We start from the raw sequence: 23,227 nt of genomic DNA on the forward strand, positions 1-23,227 counted from the left end.
CCTTACCTTTCATTTTCTTTTAAAATCCGCAAAAAATTCTGGCCCATGATTTTAGCGATATCTCCTTTCTTATAGCCTCTTTCCAAAAGGCCCTTTGTCAATAAAGGGAACTTGGAAACATCTTCCAAGCCCTGAGGAGCAGATTCGATACCATCAAAATCTGATCCAATCGCTACATGATCAATCCCAACTTTACGGACAAGGTAATCGATATGATCCAATAGTTTGGATAAAGGAGCATCAACTTCGTATTTCGCCTCCTTGGATAACTGATCATACATACTCCAGGTGCTTTTCGTCATATCGGCATCCTTTCCAACTTGTTTTTTGTAGATCTTCTTTAACCGCGTTTCATAGGTCGGATCTAAAAAACCAGAGTAAAAGTTGACACCGATCACGCCGCCATTTTTCTTCAGAGCCTCCAATTGTTCGTCTTTCAGGTTGCGGAAATGTGGACATAAACGATAAGCATTGCTGTGTGACACCAATATCGGTTTACTGGAAACCGCAAGGACATCATAAAAGGTCTGCTCACCACCGTGGGAGAGATCCACCAGCATGCCAAGCTCATTCATTTTCCGAATGATCGCTTTCCCATGGTCAGTTAGTCCTTTTGCCTTCGAATCCATTTTACCAGACTCCATAGCAGCACAACTCGCCCATGGCACATTATAGTTCCAGGTCAAGGTTAAATATTTCGCACCACGTTGATGAAGTTTGATGAGCTTGTCTATGCTACCTTCGATCATATTACCTCCCTCCACACCAATAATCGCAGCAATTTTACCCGTTTTTAGAATGCCATCGATATCTGCCGTTGATTTTGCCAAGGCAATATCCTCCGCATTTGTAGCAATCATTTTTTCCAGGGCATCTATTTGGGCGTTGGCATGCTCAAAGGCTCCGGTCTTCCATTTTGCATCATCGGACCAAACAGCGAAGACTTGCACATCCACTCCGCCTTCTTTTAACCTTGGTAAATCCGTAGCACCCGTACTCAGTCGCTGACCAATATCCTTTCCTCCAAAAATTGATTCATAAATCACATCATTATGCCCATCTACAACAATCATATCGGCATGAATTTGCTTATACTCCTGGCTATAGATCATGCGATTCAGGGTTAAAAGACACAAGCCCGTAAACAATAGATTCCTGATCATTTTTTCGCCTCATTAATTGTCTCATAAATGGCATCCTGAATCCGGCTACGGATATTGAGATCCAACAATTTGGTACTGACTTGCGGGTGCACGCGATTGGACAGGAAGATATAAACCAGCTGATTTTGTGGGTCTACCCAGATACATGTGCCTGTGTATCCGGTATGCCCAAAAACAGTACTATTGGCCAATTTAGATGGATATTCGTTTTTCGGGTTAGGATCCCAGCGGTCAAATCCGAGTCCCCTTCGACTTGTTGCCGACTGTTTACTGGTAAACTGATCTATTGTTTCTGTCTTAAAATAACGCTCGCCCCCATATTCACCGCGGTTCAACAAAAGCTGCCCATATATTGCCAGATCATTGGCTGTAGCAAATAAACCGGCATGTCCAGCGATACCACCGGCCATCGCGGCACCCTGATCATGCACATAACCTTCCAACAATGTTTTACGGAACGAAGTATCCTGCTCCGTAGGCACAATCTGATCCTTCGCAAACCGTTCCCTTGGAAGATAGCCGGCATGGGTCATCCCCAACGGTCGGTAGAAATTTTCCTGAACATAATCTTGCATGGGCACTGCAGTCTGATGTTCCGCAACTTCCTTCATCACATACATGCTTATGTCGCTATACACATAGTTTCCTGTTGGCTTAACCGGGGACTTTAACATTTCGGGCCACATCACATCCCGGTAGTAATGATTGAGAATATAACTATTGTCGGCCATCTTCACCTGATGCTGCTGGTCGGAGCTGCCAACAACATCTCCGGCTTTCAAATATTTATAAAATGGGATAAATGGCGTAAAACCTGCTTCATGAAGCATCACAGCGCGCAATTTGATATCTTTTTTATTCGTATACTTTGCCTGCCATAGGTAATGGCCCATTGTGCTATCCAAATTAATGACATTACGCTCGGTCAGGCGCATAATCACGGGTGTAGTACCCGCAATTTTGCTGACGGAGGCGAGATCAAAAATATCACTTACTTTTGTTGGAATAGCTTTCGTATAGGTATGATAACCATACGATTTTTCCAATAGCACCTGCCCATCTTTGACAATCATCACCACTGCGCCGGGAGTAGCCTGCTTATCGATCGCTTCCTGTGCAATGGCATCAATCTTTTTGGTCAGTTTACCCAAGTTCAGGTTTGAGTTTTTCCCGGAACTGTATTGCAGACGCGTTTGAGCCGTCGTAACATTTCCTTCGGTAATGGCTGCACCGCCAAAGATAGACATCGCAGCATTGTATTGGCCAGCGGTAGTAAAAGGAGCCAAAAGTTCGATTAAATCAGACTGCAGATGCTCAGAAACAGCCTTTTTGCCACGCTCATGTTCAAAGAAGTGGCAGAGCACAACCTTCTTATTGTTCAGTACAGCCTGCTTGAGCTGCGCCAAACAATCCGCATCCAAATCATCTTCCTTCCCTGCGACAATAATCGTATTGTAATATTTGATATCTTCATCAAATTTACTAAAATCCAATACTGTTATATTTGTATACCGTGCCAGCTGGTTTGTAAACGGTGCATATTTGTCCGCATGCGGCACAACAACTGCGATGCGCAACTGATCCAGTCCAGTAAGTGGCAGTAACTGATCGATATTATTATAAAGTATGGTTTCGTTCTTTATGGTCGATTTATATTGAGCGAACAGGGGGGGAATACAGAAGAAACCTGCAAATAACACCCCAAAAAATCCTTTTTTCATTCTGATTTTATCGTTTTTTAGGTTCTATCAAATAAAAATACGAATAAAATAAAAAAACAAAGCTCAGCATCAGTAAAAAATCAATTTTGTTACGGGAATGGGCTTCTAGTTAGGGATTTTTCAGATGAGCAAGCTGAAATCTTTTTTTTTCTGTAAGTTTGATTAATGCCGGAATTGATTCAAGATAAAACAATATTTTCCCTCCTAGAGGTGAGCAAAAGTATCCAAAAAACGCTTGCTGAGCGTTACAAGAGCTTATATTGGATCAAGGCGGAGATGAATAAACTGAACCATTATACGCATTCCGGACATTGTTACCCTGAGCTCGTTGAAAAACAGGATGGCAAAATCGTCGCTGAGATCAGGTCTACTTTATGGAAGGCGGACTTCAACCGGATCAACAACAATTTTCTGAAAATTGCACAGGAACCGCTGCGGGAGGGCATCACAATGTTATTTCAGGCAAGTATTTCCTATGATCCGATGTATGGTTTGAGCTTGAGGATTGTTGATATTGATCCGACTTTTACCCTAGGTGAACTGGAGAAAGAAAAGCTGGATAGCATTAAAAAGCTCAAGGAAGAGGGCATTTACGAGGCCAATAAATTGGTACCCTTCCCCATGCTTCCAAAAAGACTGGCAATTATTTCTGTAGAGACAAGCAAGGGACTTTCTGATTTCTACAAGATTATCAATCAAAACCCCTGGGGCTACCGGTTGGAATGCACCTTATTTCCAGCGCTCTTACAGGGAGATAAATCCATCCCTTCAATCATCAATCAACTCGCGATCATCGCCGATAAAATAGCTGAATTTGATGTGGTTGCCATTATTCGTGGCGGTGGCGGTGAGGTTGGCCTATCGAGCTACAATAATTATCTGTTGGCAAGGGCCATAGCAATCTTCCCTATTCCTGTATTGACGGGAATAGGTCATTCGACCAACTATACTGTGAGCGAGATGGTGGCCTACAAAAATGCGATCACCCCCAGCGAGCTGGCTGATTTCCTCATCCAAAAATTTCATAATTTTTCGGTTCCTATAGACAAAGCTACTGAGAGCATCCAACATCTGATCATTACTCGTTTTAGGGAGGAAAGGAATACTTTGTCTCAAATGGCGACACATATTCAATGGATCGGGAAAAGAGAACTTCAAACTGCGCGCAGCAACATTCAGCACATGCAACACGAGCTGAATGCATTGGTTAAACTGCGTTTTTATGAACATAAAACGGCTTTGGCACACACCGAGCGGATTATCCAACTTTCTGACCCACGGCGATTGCTCAAACAAGGATTTTCCATCACAAAAGTCAATGGCAAATTACTTCAATCTGTAGATCAGATATCCTCCGGAGACCTTATTCAGACAATGCTGGAAGACGGTGAAATAACCAGTACGGTGACTGACAAGAAATCGCATAGCGACAGATTAGAAGGCAGCTAACAGTAATATTATTTGAAACTGAAAAAATTTAAAGCGATAAAAAGACAATGGAACAAAAATATACGTATACCGATGCCTTCAATGAATTACAAACGATTGTAAAAGAAATTGAAAATGGAACAACCAATATTGATGAACTTGCGGAGAAAATCAAACGTGCATCCGAACTTATTGAGGTCTGTCGGGCAAAATTGACCGCAACCGAAGACGAGGTCAACCAGTTGTTGCAAAAGATCTCTCCGGTTCAGGATTTAGATGAAGAATAAGGAAATGAAAATACTCTTGACAAGCCTATAGCATCATCCTTGTGTACAGTACGAGTATTGATAGGCAACAATGTAGGCTATGATACATATTCGTCATACTAAATCGTGAAAAGAACATATTATCCCTATCAGAACATGGGCACTTCAATCAGCAGCAATTTAGCATTATACGCCGCCTCGATATCAATTTTAGCAGAATCATAGATTCCAATGCCGTCTCTCCGTGCTAATGTTTCATTGGCTACGGATACCTTTCCTTCGAGGACAAAAAGGTATATCCCGTTTCTTTCCGAATGGACAGTATACGAGATTGTATTCCCTTCATCCAGGTCCGCAATATTGAAGTATGCATCCTGATGAATATGGACAGTATCCGGATTCGATACGTCGGGGGACACGATGGTTACAAACTTATTATGACGGTCCAAATGAAGATAAGATTTCTGTTCGTAAGTCGGTGTTATATTCTGTTCATTGGGTAATACCCAAACTTGCAAAAATTTAACAGGATCTTTTTGGTCTCCGTTAAACTCCGAATGCTTCACGCCTTTACCAGCAGACATTATCTGCACTTCTCCTGTTTCAATATTACGGACATTGCCCATACTATCTTGATGGGAAAGGATTCCCGCCAAAGGTATGCTCACGATTTCCATATTGTCATGTGCATGACGACCGAAACCCTGACCGCCAGCCACCTGATCATCGTTTAAAACACGTAAGGCACCAAAATTTACTTTTTCAGGATCAAAATATTGTCCAAAGCTAAATGAGTGGGCGCTTTTAAGCCAACCAAAGTCCACATGACCACGATCGTTTTCCCGGTGAATGATCTTTTGCATCTGTTCCTCCCTGTTGTATAAATAACTAATAATCAGAGGACAAAACTCATACCAACAAGCTTTTCGGTAAAAAACCTGCCAATTTGACAAAAACTACAATGCTAGAGCGCTTTGAGTTTATCAGAAGCAACTGCTTGGATAAGTGCCCTTGCAAGGATACGATTGGGGTCAATTACGACCATTCCATTGTGATCTTTCTCAGGAATAGCCAATGGCAGTTCGGCACACCCCAAAATAATCGCTTGAGCGCCTTGTTTTTTCAAATCATCCATCGCCAATAAAAGGTCTTCCCTTGCTTTATTGGCTATGGGTGCTGGTTGCGCCTTAATACCGTAATCTTTATCATAAATCGCATTGTTTACCTTCTCTTTCTGAGTCCCTTCAGGCTCAACAATAGGAAACCCTTTTTTCATAAAAGCTTCCCGATACTGACTATAAGCCTGCTCTCCCGCCGTCGACAGCACGCCTATCGTACTATCCGGATAATTTTCTTGGATGAAGCGCACCGCCTCATGGACAATATGGAGCAACTTCAGTTCTGTCCCCAAGCGAGCCATCTCATCTTGAATAACCGAAAAAATCGGCTCCGCATGCGCTGTATTCGACGGAATTGCCGCAATAGTTGCCCCTGCCTGTTCCAGTTGTTTTAAAATCAATGCGATTGCCTTTCCCGGATTCTCCTTTGATCTATCCAATAAATATGCGGAACGATCCGGAATCAAATTGGGACAGGAAAACAATAACAGTGGCAAATGTTCCTGATCGGAACCTGCCACTGTCTCATCTATAATTTTCTTGGCTATATCCAAGCCTGCATAAGGGCCAAGGCCGCCTACTAAACCAATCATAACTACTATTTTTTATACCTTATGATATAACCAATAGCGCGCCGAATGGTTTGATAAAGTTTACCATTCAATGGCCTGATCTTCATCTGGAATCTGTGTATTGAGCTGCCGTTCCAAAATCAATGAGCCCGAGACCTTGAATTTGATCGCCGTCGTAGCAACAAGGGTATAATCCGTAAACTCGTAATCCACGTTATTGATCGTGATATAACGATGCAATAAATAGGGCCGGACGGCGTCCATCTGTTCTGAAATGGTATAACTTGCATCTTTTTTCACAACGAACTTCATATTTGGATTTGCTGCACGAAAGGTAACACCGCCCTTGTCATTGAATGTTGCAAAAACTTGATAATTCTTCCGGTCCTTTCGCTCTTCATCTATATTTCCCGCGTAAAAGAAGATCGTATTCTCATCGACAACATAGCTCTTGATCTGACTTTTTACGATCGGGGTTTCATTTTCATGCCCTTCCATAACGACCTTTAGGGCCGTCCCGCTATAGGTCCCAGAGTAATTGTTAAAAGGGTTGATGCGTAATAGCGCCTTTTTATAATGCTTCCGGGGATTGACTTTATATTGAGCTCCCGGGTCATCCAAAATAGTCAGGGGAAGGACCCATTTTTCGGTCATATCAATACCTTTCAGTGTAAAATCTATAGCCATTAATCCGGTATTTTCTCCAGACTTGATATCCACCGCTGATGGAATCGAAAAATAGTCCGTACGGAGCTGTTTGTAATAAAAATCCGTCCGTGTCTGGAACCGCTCATAATTCAGTATCCCTAATGTATCGGCATCTACCGCAACTTTGACTGAAAGATTATTGTCATTGCTCGTCGATCCGCTTACTTCCAAGGGTTGCATGAAGGTGGTCTTTTGTCCATCCTTATAACGAACATAGATATTGGTCACCCCTTCACTTTCCAGGGGAGCTTTAAAAGAAATGTAATGTTCGAATTGTTCCTCTTTCCATTCATCATTACAAGAGCCGCAGACAGCAAGTAAAGTGAGGAACAACAATTGTATATATGACTTGTTCATAAAATGCATATTTAGTTAATCATTGTAAGTCCATCCGGGATTTTGAGTCAGATTCTTATTGCGCTTAAGTTCGGTATGGCTAATCGGCCAAAACCACATTTTGTCGGCAAAGGTTGTCTTCAAGGTCCATATCGCGACGGGCTGGTAAAAAAGGTCGCGTTCCGCTACATTCATCAATACGTTACAGCCATACACAGGCAATGCTTCTTCAACAGGTGCATCCATCCAGCGGCGTAGATCATAATAGCGTTGACCTTCGCCCATAAGCTCAATAAAACGCTCCCGTTTCAATGCTTTACGTAGCTCATTCTTATTGCCATATACACTGGCAGCGTAATCCGGCACACCCGCGCGGATGCGTACGGGATGGATACCCTTTTTCATTTCGGCAATGTCACGGCTAATGGTATAACTTGCTCCGCGCCAAGACGGAATCGTATACGAACCGCTCAGCTCATTCAGCGCCTCCGCATACATCAGCAATACATCTGCATAACGGATGGCGGGTTCGGCCTTGGGAATAATACGGGAGCCAACTCCACCTTCGTAAGTATCACTGGGATGAACAAACTTCTTAACGCCGAAACCCGTCCGCAACCAGTACCCATTCGCTGAATTAAAGCCGTTTCCTTTCGGGTCAGCGCTATAATAGAAGATTTGTTTGTTGCGGTTTTCCTCTTTTGTTTCATTAAGCAATGTCCAAAAACTTCCACTATAAGCCACCGAAGCGTAGAATCGCGGTTCGCGGTTTGCATATTGCAACGACACACCGGGACGCAATGGTCTGTATTTTTTATTGTCATAATCCTCCTGTGTCACAAATCCACTGACACGATCTGAACCATTACCACGGCCGATTTCCTTATCCTTACCTGGCACATCCGTACCATCATTCATATAATAAGCATCAACCAGTTTCTGTGTCAGCCCATGCGTATTCCATCCTGTTGCTGAACGCGGCAGTTGGTGGATGACCATTTGGTCTATGCCCTCATTCGGTTGGTTATTACCCCGGGTAAATATTAACTCCGGATTACCCGAAGCAGTCAATGTCCCATTAAAGACCTCTGCATAGGATTTGGCAGGATCGATGTCGGCCCAACCTGCTGGCCAGCTTTTTTCCGAAAAATTATGATCCTGTGGCGGTCTGACTGTTGCATCATCACCTGTTTCCTGTAAAGGGGCCGTGTAAAGCCGATATACCCCCAATTCGATAACATCGCGTGCCGCTGCCGCGGCCTTTGCCCATTTCTCTTCTTTATAATCGGCAGACAACAGGCGTTTCATTTGTTTGTCTACCAAACGCGCAGCATAAGCGGAATTATTCCCATTGGCCAAGGGGCTTGCCGCATACAGAAGCACTTTAGCCCTCGCAGCCAATGCCGCACCTACAGAAGGGCGGGCAGAGCCATCCTGTCCGCGCCTCATCCCAAGGGCTTCCATCTCTTTCGCAGCCTTTAATAGTTCGTTACTGATGAATTCAGCACACTCATCATAAGTATTTCGCGCAATAGCCAGTTCTTCATAACTATCTGTATAATCCAGGCCTTCATCGGGCAGAATCGGAATAGGCCCATATTTACGGAGCAATAACCAGTAGAGGTAAGCCCGCGCAAAACGCGCTTGCCCCCGATAATCTACGATTTCGGCCTCGGACATCTCCGTATTCATGTAGATATTATGGATAAAGGTCGAAGCATTCCGAATCCCGCGATACGATTGAGTCCATGTCCCCTGTTTATCCGTTTCGGTATACAAACCCATTTTAAACATATTATAGGACAGCTCATTTTTTGATGGATCGTAATCCTTGTCCCGATCACCATAATACATATCATCCGCGAAACAATGCGGTGTCAGGCCTTTACTGGCGACATCGGCATTTTCACCTTTGAATTCTTCAAATACATGAGCCAGCCATTTCTCCGAATACAGTTTGCTTTTAAATGTTTTTTCCAAGGTGATCCGATCTTTAAAATATTGGTCGGACTTTAAATAATCCTTTTTACAGGATGAGATCACATTCATGCCCAAAGCGAGCATAAGTGCAAGATATAATGTCTTTCTTTGCATCTTTTTCTAATTTTACAGGTTAATATTGATGCCAAATGTAAAGGACTTGGGCAGGGGATAATCTTCGCCCCTTGGGGTGGCCAGCTCCGGATCCCAAAGTTTGAATTTTGACCAGGTCAATAAATTTGAGCCAACGAGGAAGAAGCGAATGCTATTGGCCTTAATCCGATTGGTAAGCTGTTTTGGCAATGTATAACCAATATCCAAGGTTTTCAAACGAAGATATTGTCCGTTTTTCAACCAAAATGTTGACTCTCTGAAATTATTAATATTGTCTCCAAAGCTTAAACGTGGATAAGATGCATTGGGATTTTCGGTTGACGGATCACCCGATATCTCGGCTGAAATCCAACGATTATCGCCCATGACGCCTTTCATCACCTGCCCCCATTCACCCTCACGAAAAGCCTGTACCGTTTTTCCATAAATCGAAAAAGTAGACTTCCCCGATCCCTGGAAATGGACACTAAGGTCAAATCCCCGCCAGCTCAGCGAAGTACCTAGACCGTAAACCAAATTAGGCCGCCGTGTTGCGCCTATGGCCACCCGGTCACCATCATCCACTATCCCATCTCCATTGACATCTTTATATTTTATATCTCCGGGCTGATAATTTGGCGGATTATTATCAAACTGTTGTTTCGGGCTATTGCGAATATCATCGTAATCTTTAAACAGGCCTAAAGCGATTAATCCTATAGACTGGTCGACACGATAACCTTTTTGATTTTGATAACCGTATACGTTATTTTCCTCATCGATTGCCGTAATTTCGTTCTTACTATAGGTGATATTGCTACGTGCCGTAAGGTTTAGTTCGCCGATCTTCTGCTTATATTCGAGGCGCCCGTCAAAACCACGTGATTTTACTCCACCCACATTCGCTCTTGGAATACTTTCCAGGCCAACCATGCTTGGCAAAAATCTTCGTTCCATATAAATGCCGGTACGTTTCTCATCAAAGAAATCGAAGTTGGCGACAATTTTATCCCGCAATAAAGCGATATCCAAACCCAGGTTATTTTTGGTCGCCATTTCCCATGTGACATAGGGCGAAGCCACCTGGCTATACCGAATACCGCCATAGGAACGATCTAGGCCGTAATCTGCCCATTGATACCCCCCTACGGGAATCCGCTGACCATTACTATCCAGAATCAGGTTACCCCTATCATCTCTACGCCAGATTTCCTCAATCGTATATAAGTACGGGAAACGTTCGTTGTTATCGCCTATTTTAAGTTGGTCATTTCCCACCTTACCCCAGGAGTAACGTACTTTAAGCAAATTCAGCCAAGGAACATTATTCTTTACAAAAGGCTCCTCGGAGATATTCCATGCTGCTGCTACAGCGGGGAAAAAACCATATTGTTGCCCTATGGCAAAGTTTTCCGAACCCGTATAACCAAAATTGAAATCAGCAACATAACGTGACTTCCAATTATAGGTCAATCTTCCCGCTAATGCCTGGTTACGTCGGGATACCCCATTTTTGATGTCATTGCCCAAATCAACTGTTTTGGTAAAAGCATCCCGGGTAAAACGTGCTACTGCACCCAAATTATGATCTCCAATTTTACGGTCATAATTAATCATAACATCATAAAACTCCCGTCTATTTCCTTCGGAATACCCGCCCTGTTCCATTTCCCTGGGATTAGCCTTATGCGTAAAAATCAGATTCCCATTCTCATCACGTGCGCGTTCGGCATGCCATAATTCAGGCAATTTAATACGCGTGATATTGTTATTATTATAGGTATCAAAGCCGACAATCCCTCTGAGTTTTAAACCTTTGGTAATAAAATCAAAGTTCTGTTCAATTGTAACGTCGGTCTGTACTTTGTTTTGCCAATTTTCATTGAATCCCGACTGTGTTGACATGACCCATGGATTGATCTTATTGCCATCTCCTATCGTTGGTACACGGCCGTTGGAATACAGTACTGGTGTACTGATCGGAGAATATCCAAAAAAAGAACCCCATAGATCCTGATCGCCCAGGCCTGGGCTATTCCGTTTGTCCAGTGATCCCGCGACGCCAACTTTCAATACGGTGCTTTTGGTCACGTTGATATCCGCATTCAAACGGTAATTCCAACGTTTATAGTTCGCATTTGTGTTATAATCGTTGCGCAGTGTTTCATCCGTTTTATACATACCACCTTCATCTACATAGCTTCCCGAAACGAAATAACGCGTTGTAGCCCCACCTCCGGTCATGTTAAGGTTTGCCCGGTAAGTCATGGCACCATCTTTCAACAACAGGTCTTTCCAGTTGACATTAGGATAAAGATCTGGGTCCAATCCCAAGCGCAAGATCTCCAACTCTTCCGTACGATAAATCGGTTCAAAATTTCGCGTGATCCGGGCCTCATTTAGTAGGTTAGCATAGGTTACGCCATCCTCAAATTCAGGCGTAATTGTACGTGTGTTATAAATGGTTTCGTCTTTAAAATTGATGTTGATTTTACCCTCTTTACCACGTTTTGTTGTGATCAGGATAACGCCGTTTGCTCCTCTAGAGCCATAAATTGCTGTCAAGGCCGCATCTTTAAGCACGGTAAACGTTTCAATATCTTCGATATTTATATCATTAATATCGCGCTCGACATTATCTACCAAAACTAAAGCGGCACTACCGCCACCGAAGGTAGAAATACCACGTATCCAAAACTCAGAGATATTTCTACCGGGCTGACCGGATTGCATCATCGCCATGACACCGGGCACATTACCGGCAAGTGCATTCGTTATACTTGAAGTTGGGTTAGCTTTCATTGTCTCCACATCCACTCCACTTGCGGCCCCAGTCAATGTCAGCTTCTTTTGAGTACCAGTACCTGTTACTACCACTTCATCCAGTACACTGGTCTCCGATTCTTTTAAACTCACATCAATGATTTGTGCATCTTTCACAAGTACTTCTTTCTTTTGGTATCCCACAGAAGAGAATACGAGTGTTTTGTAACGCTCTACTTTTATCTTATAGTTACCCTTGCTATCCGAGCTCGTCCCCAAGCCGGGAGCATCTTTCACCGAGATGCTGACACCGACAAGCGGCAACCTTTGGGTATCGACAATGACACCCCTTACCTCAACAGTTTCTTGTGCAAACACAGTCCAGCTGAAACTGAGAAGCACTATACATGTTAGTACTATTTTATTCATCATCTTATCACAGGTTAATCTTGGTCATTTTCATCCATTTCCTCCAATGCGATCTTACGAATCCGCCTATTTTCACGGTCTCCAATATAAAAAGCCTGTTCTTTTTCGTTATAGGCAATGCCTGATGGTCGATCAAAACGAGCATCAGCCCTCAGATCACCATTAACATAGCCGTAAGGATTCGTATTCAGGCTTGAACTACCCCTGCCAGCAAAAGTTGTTACGGCACCTTCAGGCGTAAGCATACGAATGGCATGATTCATAAGGTCGGTAAAATAAAAATCGTAGACATCGGGTTTACCGGCTTCCACATAGGCCTGGTTTTTGACAAATACCCCTTGGTAAGGCTGATTGACACGAGCTGAGGATCCTACCCCATCTTTATAACCAGATTCACGGACTTTTCCGCAAACTAAATAGGGTTGGTTAAACCGCTTTTTATCCCAATTATAATCCGCACGCATAATATAACCTTGATTAATCACCAAAATATACGCGTAGTTTCCTGTTGGATGGATCAAGGCCCGATATTCCCATTCCGGATCCTGAATCACATATAACTGCTCAGCTTTTACTGTTTTATCTGTGAAATACTGATTGAGATCAAAACGGAAGAACTCTCCTTTTGCATAACTGTTAAAATACATTTCCCCGTTCACAGGATGAATGGAAGCCCCATTACACTGTTTGCTTTTGGTCAGCACTTCTTTATCGAGAAAGCTCCTTGCTCGGGAAAACAATAACGTTGACTCATCATTCTCTCCGCCCCGGTCTTGTGCTACGATCATATATTTCCCATCTATCGAAAAATCTACACTACGTGGGCGGCTAAAATCGGAACGTTTTTTGGTAATTGTGCTATCCTCAAAATTAATCAGATAGAGGCCATTATTGTCATCAAAGGTCACCCACAGATGTTTGGGATTTATGGGATCAAACTTCATAAAAGAGGAAAGCCAAAAGCCACTGGCCATTTTGTTTTGGTCAGCATCTTTAAACTTACCGTCTTTCCAAGGTTCGTCACCGCGGGCATTCCTGTAACCGGCAAGTGTGGATACCACCAGCTTACGCTTATAATCAAACTTTGCTTCAGCTCGGCCGATGACAGGTTTCTCGGTTCCGCCAACACGCACTTCGATATCGCCCTCGAACGCCTGTTTGGGAACAAGGCAATACAATGACTCGCCTAAAGCATTAATAACGACTGCTTTTTGTCCACCTATAAACACGCTAACATTCTTCGGATCATTTCCGAAATTTTGCCCATAAATAATTAGACGCTGCCCCATGCCACCCGATTTTGGGCTGAAATCAGACACGGTGACGGGTTTTGTGGGATCAAAAGGCTTAGATTCTCCAATAATTGCTGTTGTATCGTTCTTACAGGCCCAAAGACCAAAGGTGAGAATCATAAAGACCCAGAGTCTACCAAATCGGCACAAGGCTCTATTCGCTACTTGTTTTGTTCTCATAAGTTATTAATTGGTTAAAATTTATTTCAAATACTTTTTTTAGTATCCCAGTGGATCGCTTCCGGATATTTTTTCTTTAGGCTTATCTCGTTGAAAGCATGTCAGGGACTTAACTGGTTTTCCTTACGTCGGAAATTTTAGGACGAACGAATCGACGCCCGCCCATTTGGAGGGCGAACTCCTTTTAAAAGTTTACACATAATTGATTAATTAAAATTACAAGCTAAATGGTATTAGCTTTTGACAGCTAAAAAGACTTTAGTGCAATAGCTTCAAAGTCTTCCTAATTTATTTAAATTACTTTTCTAATACTTTCTATTTCCGTTTTTAAATTCCAAGCATTATACTCCCCGCAATTCTTAGTATAACTCTCTTCATTCGTTCAAATGGTCGCTACATGTAAGCGATATCTATTACTAGCACAATAGCATTCGTTCTTTCAGCAAAAATTTAATGGGTATATCTCTAATCTGTGTTTCTAGGTGCTTCCCTAGGGTATTATATTCTATAATTGATTACTCAAAAGTAGCTAACGTAAAATTTTTGAGACTATCGAATTATCTCAATAATCTGCTTGTTTGTATCAAACAGGAAAACCAGTGCTATTAAATAGCTAAATCTGTTAATCGTATTTCCAAATACTAATTACATCGATCCGATTACTCATTCCTTTTCGTTGTTTCAATTTATTTTAGGCATTTTCGATCTGTAAACTTTAAAGGATGAGAACGGCAATTTTATTATTTCTACTATTTCAATTTTTTGCAATTTCGGCACAAGATTCCCAAGGGAACGACTATTATTTTGGAGACAATTTCCATTTTAGCGGTTACTCTACTGATGCCCAGACAATGGTGAGAACTAAAGTGGGGTACATTACTTCTGCAAAATATATCTGGCATATTTTCGACAGCTTCGATAACACAAAAAAGCTACCTGGGAAAGGCTTATCTGCGACTCCCAACTCACCAATAATCCTGGGTATAAAACTAAATCCAAAATTGAAGAATTTTATCTCGCCTGAAGTTCAAAATTTTTCAAAAAAATATAATAGTTATTTTATCCCGGATAGTTCCGATGCAACAATAATCGCTATGGGGATCAATAAAAATAACCATCAGGATTTTATGTACCGCGTTATCGAAAATGATAGCATTGAACTTGTTCCCTGGTCACCGATACCGGCCTTATCAATGAGTTATGGAGCCAAAGAAACCTATGGTGATATTGGAACTTTTAACTTTCCAAATAAACTGATCTTAGTGGAAGTCAAACATCGGAAAGTATACAATATAAGAGATGGTTATATTTTAGATTGGCGGAAAAATGTACGTCCCATTTTAGATCAAATTATCGCCCGTGGAGCTGGTCAATACGGCTATTTTAATCTATTGGACCGTACTTTGAATAAATCCTACATCCAACAATATGATAAGCTTACCGGAGTACCCTTAGATTTGACTTTTAATAAAGACAGCATCTCTTCTCTGAACCTTGAATTTCAAAATCACGAAACGATCCCCTATTCCATCAATTTGATCAAAAAAACAAAAAATATAGTTGACACGATCCTACTAGAATGGTGGACTCAATCCAAACAATTTGAAGTTTCAAACCAATATTTAAATGAAATTGGAGAATATGAGTTATTGATCCATAAAACAGGGAATATCGGCAAATACGGTCCGGATGAGGTTCTGAGGATCCCTTATCGCGTTACACCCGCTCCTAAGCAATTTTCAGCGACATTTTTTTGGTCGACCTTATTTCCAATACTCTGTGTCAGCATCGTAATTATCATCACTATATTTATTCTTGTCCGATATAGAAGCCGCAAACGCTTAAAAAAGCTTGAACAACAAAGACAAGCGCTGATGCTTCAGATACGGAATATCCAGTCCCAATTAAATCCTCACTTTATATTCAATGCAATCAACTCTATACAAAACCTTATTCAAAAAACTGACCAGGAAAGAACCAATTATTATCTGAGCAAATTCTCCTCATTGACCAGGGCCACTCTAGAAAATGCTGAAAGAGAGATGAACACCTTAAATCACGAGTTTCAATTATTGGACGATTACTTACAAATGGAACAATTAAGGTTTGGATTCAAATATGAAATACTAAACAACTTAGAAGTACATGGTGATTTGATCGAAATCCCAAGCTTGTTACTTCAACCAATAGTAGAAAATGCAGTAAAACATGGCATTGCGGCAATAGGCTCCCAAGGAATGATAACCTTATCCGCCCAGCAAGTAGAGCAAGATTTATTTCTCTGCGTTTCCGATAATGGGAAGGGATTTAATGTGAAGATGACAAAACCCACCAGTGGATATGGACTAAGGCTTACTGAGGAACGATTAATCTTGCTGGGCAAGCTTTATCCCGAAAACACTTTTCAGATCCATAGAACATCAAACTCAGGAATTACTAAAATCTGCATTATTATATCCGACTGGATAGCCAAACCCTAATATTATGATAAATTATATAATTGTAGACGATGAAATTAATAACATCGAAATCCTAAAGAGTTATTTGGATAATTATACTGACCTCTTAAAACCTGTCGGCACAGCCGGCAATGCGGACGAAGCGCTTCTATTGATTAAGCAGCAACAGCCCGAATTGGTGTTTTTGGATATTCAAATGCCCGATAAAAGCGGCTTCGACCTGCTCCAAGAACTTGGCAAAAGAAACTTCGAAGTCATCTTCGTTACAGCATACGATAAGTTTGGTATTCAGGCGATCAAGTTTTCAGCGCTGGATTACTTACTAAAACCAATTAATCTTATCGAATTAGAAGCCGCACTATATAAAGCCTCCGAAAAGATTAAGCGTAAAAAACACAATGCTAATCTTGAAAACCTAATACAGAATCTAAACAATGAACAACGCAGTACACATAAAATCGCACTTGCGACCGGAAGGGAAACCCAATATATACCCATTATTAATATCGTTCATTGCCAAGCGGACAATAATTACACTAAAATATATTTTACAGATAACAAATCAATCGTTATTGGTAAAACGTTAAAAGAGTACGACGACATGTTAGCTATTTATGGTTTCATCCGCTCTCATCAAAGTCATCTTGTCAACCCCGAACATGTTGTATCGGTAACTAAAGGCCAAGGGGCCTATCTCATGATGAACAATGGCACACGAATACCTATTGCTCGTCAAAAAAAAGAATATGTATATCAGATTTTAAACAAACACAATAAATCATGAAAGCCTACCTCTTTTATTTTATCACAAGCATCTTCCCTTTAATTGTTTTAGGGCAAAATAAATCGGAACAACCTATCACGCATGCCGAGTACGCACAGCAATATCCCCAAAAAAACCATTCAAAAATTAAGGGATGGGTTATCAATGGAAATTCGACAGATCTAAAAGATATCATTGTAAAGTACGCTGTTGTCAACATTGGAAATCCGATACAATCTACTTACGAAATCGCTCTTGAACAAGATGGATCATTCCTGATTATACTACCCGAAAAGCTTCCAAATCGTCAGATTTGGTTATCATTTGGGAGCTATGCCTATATCTGCCTCTACAGTGATGACGAACTTGTACTCACCTTTGATCTCAATAAATTGAAGAAAAACGCTGTTTACTTCAATGGCGAGGGAGTAACCTTCGCAGGAAAAGATGGAGACAAAAATCGAATTATGAATGATTACATATTATTTAATAAAAAATATAACGCAAATTTCTCAAATAAAATCAATGTATTAGCAACCGAAGACTCCAATTATATGACTATACTGGATAGCTTATTTGCTTTTCAACAAAAAGTTAACCAAGACTTTTACATGGCCTATGACCATACGCAGCAGACATTGATTGACGGGGAGACAAATATGGCATATTATGCAAAAAAATTAAACTATTTATATCGAAATGCTAAACCTGTTCATTCAATAAACGAACTACTCATTCCAGTTTATGCTATCTCAAATAATTCTCATGAATATCTTCAATTTCTGAACAGATATATGGCTTCAGTTGGTTTCAAAGGGACTAAGGAAAAATTTAGTGTTACAAACTTGGCTAAATATTACGACGAGACGCTTCCTCCTACTTACGCTGATCTTGGGAAGCTGCAATTTGACGATAGTGATTTAAAAGAGAAATTTCAGCTATACGAGCTCTTAAAGCCCACCATGCGTTATAATTGGTCGAAAGATTACCTGAATTCGCAAATGACGGACTTAGCAAAAAAAATCAAAGCAATTGACTCCATAAACGTAAAATCATCCATAGATAAAGAAAATTCTTCCCTTGGCAAATCAATACTAAAAACCAAGTCCAATTCTAAGTTATATTTAAACGAACATAAGTCTGGTAAAGAACTCCTAACAGCTTTAAAATCCACTTTTAAAAACAAGCTAGTTGTAATTGATATATGGGCTACATGGTGTATGCCCTGTATTCAAGCGATGCCTTTTGGGAAAAAACTCCAGCTGGAGATTCACGATGCAGGACTTCCCATAGAATTTGTATACCTATGTAGCTCCTCAGGAACAGATGAACAAAAATGGCGGAATAAAGTCCTGGAACTAGATCAGCCTGGAACACATGTTTTTGTCGACTCTAAGGTTATAACTGAAGTAATGAATACTTTTGACAAAACAGGCTTTCCTTCCTATATTTTGCTTGAGCCCAATGGAGCTTATGATTACCATTCCATTCTATCCATGCAAAGTTTGAGTTTGGAGAAATTGAAAAAGAAGCTTTAAGTACAACGAAGCACTTTATACTTCAAATTTTGGCAATCTACCTCCTAAAACAAAAAAGCCTGCAAATTTGATATTTTGCAGGTTTTTCTTTTGTAGCCCGTAGGGGAATCGAACCCCTGTTTCAAGAATGAAAATCTTGCGTCCTAACCCCTAGACGAACGGGCCATTTTTTAATGCAACTCCAAAAGCTTTCTTGTTTTTTGGAGTTGCAAATATAGATCTTAAAATTATTTTTACAAAAATAATTTTAAATATTTTTTAGATGAGATCAAAACCGATATCGCGGCGGAAATACTTTCCTTCAAAATAGATCCTTCCAGCATCTGCTGTTGCCTGTTGAAGAGCCTCAAAAAGAGAGTCTTGTAACGTGGTAACAGCAATCACGCGACCACCAGCGGTGACAACCTTACCATCCAACTCCTTGGTGCCTGCCTGAAATACAATAGATTCCTTGACATTCTCCATATTCACAATTTCCTTTCCGGATTCATAGGTACCAGGGTAACCTCCTGCCACTAACATCACCGTAACTGCTGTTTTTGGCGAGACGGTATAAGAACGTTGGTCTAAATTTCCCTGTGCAACACCTTCTAGCAGATCCAAGAGATCAGACTCAATACGCGGTAATACAGATTCTGTTTCAGGATCGCCCATACGAACATTATATTCAATGACATATGGCTCGCCATCGACATTCATCAAACCGATAAAAATAAAGCCTTTATATGGAATACCATCTTTCTTCAATCCCTCAACAGTTGGTTTGATGATACGTTCTTCTACCTTATTCAAAAATGTCTCATCAGCAAAAGGTACCGGAGAAATGGATCCCATTCCACCTGTATTTAAACCCGTATCTCCCTCTCCTATGCGTTTATAATCCTTCGCAGAAGGCAATACCTTATACGAGTTACCATCAGTCAATACGAATACCGATAGCTCAATTCCTTTTAAAAATTCCTCAACGACGACAACTCGGCTTGCCTCACCAAATTTGGAATCCGCAATCATCGCTTTTAGTTCGGCTTTAGCATCATCAAGCGTTTCACAGATCAAAACACCTTTTCCAGCAGCCAGACCATCGGCTTTAAGCACGATCGGTAGCTTTTGACTTTCTAGATAAACCAGTCCTTCCTCCAAAGAGTCCACATCAAAAGAACGCGATGCAGCAGTAGGTACACCGTGTCTATCCATAAACTGTTTTGAAAAATCTTTTGAGCCTTCTAATTGAGCTCCTTCCTGTTGTGGGCCGATTACCGGAATATCTTTTAAATCTGTACGGTTTAAAAAATAATCATGAATACCTTTTACCAAAGGCTCTTCGGGACCTACGACAACCATTTGTATGGCATTTTCCAAGACAAAGGAAGCGATAGCTTCAAAATCAGTAACTTTAATATTGACATTTTGGCCGTACGCTCCTGTACCAGCGTTGCCTGGAGCTATAAACAATTGACCTAAACGTGGACTTTTCGACAACTTATAGGCGAAGGCAGATTCCCGACCTCCTGAACCGATTATTAGGATATTCATAGCACAAAGATATTTTTTTTATGCTAATTTTCAGGCAAAAGATGGTTCAAAAACAGATTTTAAATTTATTTTTCAGCACAAATGAAGATCGAAGCATCCATACAGATCGTTTAGCAACTCTACCTAGATAATATTTTGATTTATAAGTTGATTAAAGGAAAAATATTTTCTAATTTTCAAGAAACATTGGTCATATGTACGCTAGAATATTGTTGTTAGTCAATTGCCTATTTCTTCCGTTATGGGCCTTTTCTCAAATCGATCAAACATTACAGAAACTGGAGACCTACCGTGAAAATCATGTCACAGAAAAAATTTATCTACATCTAGACAAAAATGACTATTCAGCTGGTGAAAGTATTTGGTTCAAAATGTATTGTACCACGGCGCCCTTCAATTACTTGAGCAACATCAGTAAAATCGCCAATATCGAATTGATCTCTCCAACAAATGACGTCGTTAAAAGTATCAAGATCCCACTCACATTGGGTCTCGGCATTGGCGATCTCAGCCTGTCCGACACACTAGTAGAAGGCACATATAGAATCAGAGCATACACCCGCTGGATGCAAAATGATTCCATATCCAATTTCTATGAGCGTATTATCCCTATTACCAACGGGAGAGCAGATAATGTCATAACCCAAAGCACATTGCTTAAAAATGGAAATGAAAATTTCTTCCAGATCGATCTAAAGACAATTCAGGGAGCGCCTCTAATAAACAGCAGTATAAGCTACACGCTCCAACAAAATGGCCAAAAGGAAAAAACAGGCCGGTTAAAATCCAATGAAAATGGAACAATAGCACTTGAACTCAAAGATAACTTTAAAGGAGGCCTGCTAACATTGCAATTCCTCTCCTTAGACAAAAGACGTGTGCTAAAGAGCTTTACTATCCCGAATCCAAATCAGCAAAACAGTATCCAGATTTTTCCTGAAAGCGGCGAATTTGTAAATAATATCCTAAGCAAAACCGGCGTCAAAGTACTAAGCCCTTCGGGCTTGGGTATTCAATCAAAAATCCAAATCGCAGAAGAAAACCAAGCTCCCTTTATCGAATTTGAAACCAATGTGCTGGGCATGGGAAGTATCCCACTGATTCTAAGCTCCGAAAAAAAATACATGGTCACTGCAGTCTTTTCGGACGGAAGTTCTGTGAGGACAGCACTACCTCCAGTAGCAGTATCTGGTTATGTGCTCACCGTCAATGCCGGTTTAAAAGACAAGATCGCAGCCCAATTATCCGCCACTAACGATCTGGTCAGCCGAAAAGATGTTTATCTAATTGCCCAATACAATGGAATCGTACTACATGCTGTAAAGCAAAAGTTAAATGGACCGGAGCTCCTGTTCAACATTCCCAAAAAGGATCTTCCTTCGGGAGTGATTCAACTTTCCGTACTGAATGAGGAGATGACTCCCATCATAGAAAGACTTGTCTTTAATTACAATGCACCTAAAACACTGTTCCCAATAGCCATCCAATTAAACAAGTCCTCCTTTGCTACGAGAGAGCAGGTCATCGCAAGCCTCTCCATTAAAGATGGTAGTAGCGATACCTCAAAAATAGCGGCGCTCTCAGCCGCTGTAGTCAACCTCAGTAAAGTTGATTCCACCACAGATCAATATTATTCTTCGATTGTCTCCGAGCTCCTCCTAAAATCTGATCTCCGTGGTTTTGTAGAGCGCCCCAATTACTATTTTGATGATTTGGATAACATCCGATTTAATGAGCTTGACAACCTCATGTTGATCCAAGGCTGGCGTAAACTGGACTGGAAGAATTATCTCAGTACAACGAATAATCTGTATCGACCGGAAAAAGGTCTCACAATTTCTGGGACGGTCAAGAAAACCGGACGAAAAGCAGTTGTTCCCAATGCTAAAGTGACTTTAATACCAACCAGCGATATAATGCTGAGTATAGACACAACCACAAATAATGATGGTAGATTTATTTTTGATGACTTACTATTCGCCGATAGCATCAAATTTATCGTAACCGGGAAGGGTCAAAAGGAAAAGAACAGGGTTGACATACTTATTGACGAGATCGCAGCTCCTGCTGTTACTGAAAGCAAAGACCAACCCTTGATTGCGAATGATGTCAACAGCAGACTGATTGATCAGCTCAAAGGTAGCCAGCAATTTTTGACGGAACTGGAAGCTGCCGGCATCATTCAAAAAAGTATTAAACTGGAGGAAGTCCAGGTTAACAGGATGCGGACCAATAAAGCGGACAAAAATTCAAGAAATCTCAATGGTCCGGGCCATGCTGATCAGGTCTTGTCAGCCGAAGATCTATCGACCTGCACAACCCTGGAGCAATGTCTAGCAGGAAGACTGGTGGGCGTTATTTTTCGAAATGGAGTTCCTTACAGTACCCGCTCGATGGGAATGAACGGGGGTAGTCCCATGCAGGTTGTTTTAGATGGGATGTACATCGAGGCGGATCAGCTCGACATGATCAATGTTCAGGACATTGCCAGTATCGAGGTGTTGAGGAGCATCGGCAACACCGCCATCTATGGTATGTATGGCGGAAACGGTGTATTGGTCATTACAAGTAAATCCGGAGATGCAATGTCAGCCTCCTATACACCTACAGGAATCGTCACCATTGTGCCTAAAGGACTGCATGTAAACCGCATCTTTTTCAAACCACAATATAACACCACACAAAAACAGGAACTTAAACGCGACCTAAGAACAACCATCGCCTGGGAACCTAATCTAGTGACCGAGAAAAATGGGAAAACCAAATTTGATTTTTTTACTTCCGATGAACCCGGAACCTATAAAATTACAGTCGAAGGCGTTGACATGGAAGGCAAAATTGCCCATCTTGAATATTTAATAGAAGTAAAATCACAATAGCAATCC

The 23,227-nt window shown here is 41.2% G+C and carries 15 protein-coding genes and 1 tRNA gene; 6 read left to right on the forward strand and 10 right to left on the reverse strand.

What is annotated here, in order from left to right:
• Nucleotides 1-2 precede the first annotated feature (2 nt).
• Both ACK8HY_RS14535 and ACK8HY_RS14540 read right to left on the reverse strand, forming a co-directional pair.
• A complete protein-coding gene (locus tag ACK8HY_RS14535) occupies nucleotides 3-1,112 on the reverse strand; it encodes a dipeptidase (RefSeq protein WP_416134078.1) in 1,110 nt (369 codons plus the stop codon).
• 47 nt (nucleotides 1,113-1,159) lie between these two features.
• Entirely contained in the window at nucleotides 1,160-2,884 is a 1,725-nt protein-coding gene (locus ACK8HY_RS14540; RefSeq protein WP_416134079.1) for a serine hydrolase domain-containing protein, read from the reverse strand.
• Nucleotides 2,885-3,049: 165 nt separating this feature from the next.
• On the opposite strand from ACK8HY_RS14540, the gene xseA reads away from it, so the two are divergent.
• Together xseA and xseB are read left to right on the forward strand one after the other, a co-directional pair.
• Nucleotides 3,050-4,333: an exodeoxyribonuclease VII large subunit gene (gene xseA / locus ACK8HY_RS14545; RefSeq protein WP_416134080.1), complete on the forward strand. Its 1,284-nt coding sequence runs from the start codon at nucleotides 3,050-3,052 to the stop codon at nucleotides 4,331-4,333.
• 47 nt (nucleotides 4,334-4,380) lie between these two features.
• On the forward strand, nucleotides 4,381-4,599 hold the full coding sequence (xseB, locus tag ACK8HY_RS14550) for an exodeoxyribonuclease VII small subunit (protein WP_416134081.1): 219 nt from the start codon (nucleotides 4,381-4,383) through the stop codon (nucleotides 4,597-4,599).
• Nucleotides 4,600-4,727: 128 nt separating this feature from the next.
• On the opposite strand, the gene ACK8HY_RS14555 is transcribed toward xseB, so the two are convergent.
• The 6 genes from ACK8HY_RS14555 to ACK8HY_RS14580 all read right to left on the reverse strand — a co-directional run bounded on the left by ACK8HY_RS14555 (nucleotide 4,728) and on the right by ACK8HY_RS14580 (nucleotide 14,049).
• Nucleotides 4,728-5,441, reverse strand: a complete 714-nt coding sequence (locus ACK8HY_RS14555; RefSeq protein ID WP_416134082.1) for a pirin family protein — start codon at nucleotides 5,439-5,441, stop codon at nucleotides 4,728-4,730.
• 101 nt (nucleotides 5,442-5,542) lie between these two features.
• Complete coding sequence (locus ACK8HY_RS14560; protein WP_416134083.1) at nucleotides 5,543-6,289, reverse strand: aspartate/glutamate racemase family protein; 747 nt, start codon at nucleotides 6,287-6,289, stop codon at nucleotides 5,543-5,545.
• A gap of 60 nt (nucleotides 6,290-6,349) precedes the next feature.
• A complete protein-coding gene (locus tag ACK8HY_RS14565) occupies nucleotides 6,350-7,333 on the reverse strand; it encodes a DUF4973 domain-containing protein (protein ID WP_416134084.1) in 984 nt (327 codons plus the stop codon).
• Between the two features lie 15 nt (nucleotides 7,334-7,348).
• Entirely contained in the window at nucleotides 7,349-9,406 is a 2,058-nt protein-coding gene (locus ACK8HY_RS14570) for a RagB/SusD family nutrient uptake outer membrane protein (RefSeq protein WP_077436814.1), read from the reverse strand.
• A gap of 12 nt (nucleotides 9,407-9,418) precedes the next feature.
• The gene (locus ACK8HY_RS14575; RefSeq protein WP_416134085.1) at nucleotides 9,419-12,580 is read right to left on the reverse strand and encodes a SusC/RagA family TonB-linked outer membrane protein; all 3,162 of its coding nucleotides are present in this window, start codon (nucleotides 12,578-12,580) and stop codon (nucleotides 9,419-9,421) included.
• A gap of 11 nt (nucleotides 12,581-12,591) precedes the next feature.
• Nucleotides 12,592-14,049 carry an IPT/TIG domain-containing protein gene (locus ACK8HY_RS14580; protein ID WP_416134086.1) on the reverse strand — a complete coding sequence of 486 codons (1,458 nt, stop codon included), beginning with the start codon at nucleotides 14,047-14,049 and terminating at the stop codon, nucleotides 12,592-12,594.
• 722 nt (nucleotides 14,050-14,771) lie between these two features.
• On the opposite strand from ACK8HY_RS14580, the gene ACK8HY_RS14585 reads away from it, so the two are divergent.
• Genes ACK8HY_RS14585 through ACK8HY_RS14595 form a run of 3 tightly spaced genes read left to right on the forward strand, consistent with a single transcriptional unit; the run spans nucleotide 14,772 to nucleotide 18,809 of the window.
• Complete coding sequence (locus ACK8HY_RS14585) at nucleotides 14,772-16,529, forward strand: sensor histidine kinase (RefSeq protein WP_416134087.1); 1,758 nt, start codon at nucleotides 14,772-14,774, stop codon at nucleotides 16,527-16,529.
• A 4-nt stretch (nucleotides 16,530-16,533) separates the two neighbouring features.
• A complete protein-coding gene (locus ACK8HY_RS14590; protein WP_077436818.1) occupies nucleotides 16,534-17,292 on the forward strand; it encodes a LytR/AlgR family response regulator transcription factor in 759 nt (252 codons plus the stop codon).
• Nucleotides 17,289-18,809: a TlpA family protein disulfide reductase gene (locus ACK8HY_RS14595; protein WP_077436819.1), complete on the forward strand. Its 1,521-nt coding sequence runs from the start codon at nucleotides 17,289-17,291 to the stop codon at nucleotides 18,807-18,809. The genes ACK8HY_RS14590 and ACK8HY_RS14595 overlap by 4 nt, the downstream gene beginning before the upstream one ends.
• Nucleotides 18,810-18,902: 93 nt before the next feature.
• Here ACK8HY_RS14595 and ACK8HY_RS14600 read toward each other — a convergent pair.
• Both ACK8HY_RS14600 and purD read right to left on the reverse strand, forming a co-directional pair.
• Nucleotides 18,903-18,974 (reverse strand) — tRNA-Glu (locus tag ACK8HY_RS14600).
• A gap of 93 nt (nucleotides 18,975-19,067) precedes the next feature.
• Nucleotides 19,068-20,342, reverse strand: a complete 1,275-nt coding sequence (gene purD, locus ACK8HY_RS14605) for a phosphoribosylamine--glycine ligase (protein ID WP_077436820.1) — start codon at nucleotides 20,340-20,342, stop codon at nucleotides 19,068-19,070.
• A 194-nt stretch (nucleotides 20,343-20,536) separates the two neighbouring features.
• On the opposite strand from purD, the gene ACK8HY_RS14610 reads away from it, so the two are divergent.
• On the forward strand, nucleotides 20,537-23,221 hold the full coding sequence (locus ACK8HY_RS14610; RefSeq protein ID WP_416134088.1) for a TonB-dependent receptor plug domain-containing protein: 2,685 nt from the start codon (nucleotides 20,537-20,539) through the stop codon (nucleotides 23,219-23,221).
• Nucleotides 23,222-23,227: the final 6 nt, after the last annotated feature.

This window comes from Sphingobacterium sp. NGMCC 1.201703, from assembly GCF_047784615.1.
Classification (GTDB): Bacteria; Bacteroidota; Bacteroidia; order Sphingobacteriales; family Sphingobacteriaceae; genus Sphingobacterium.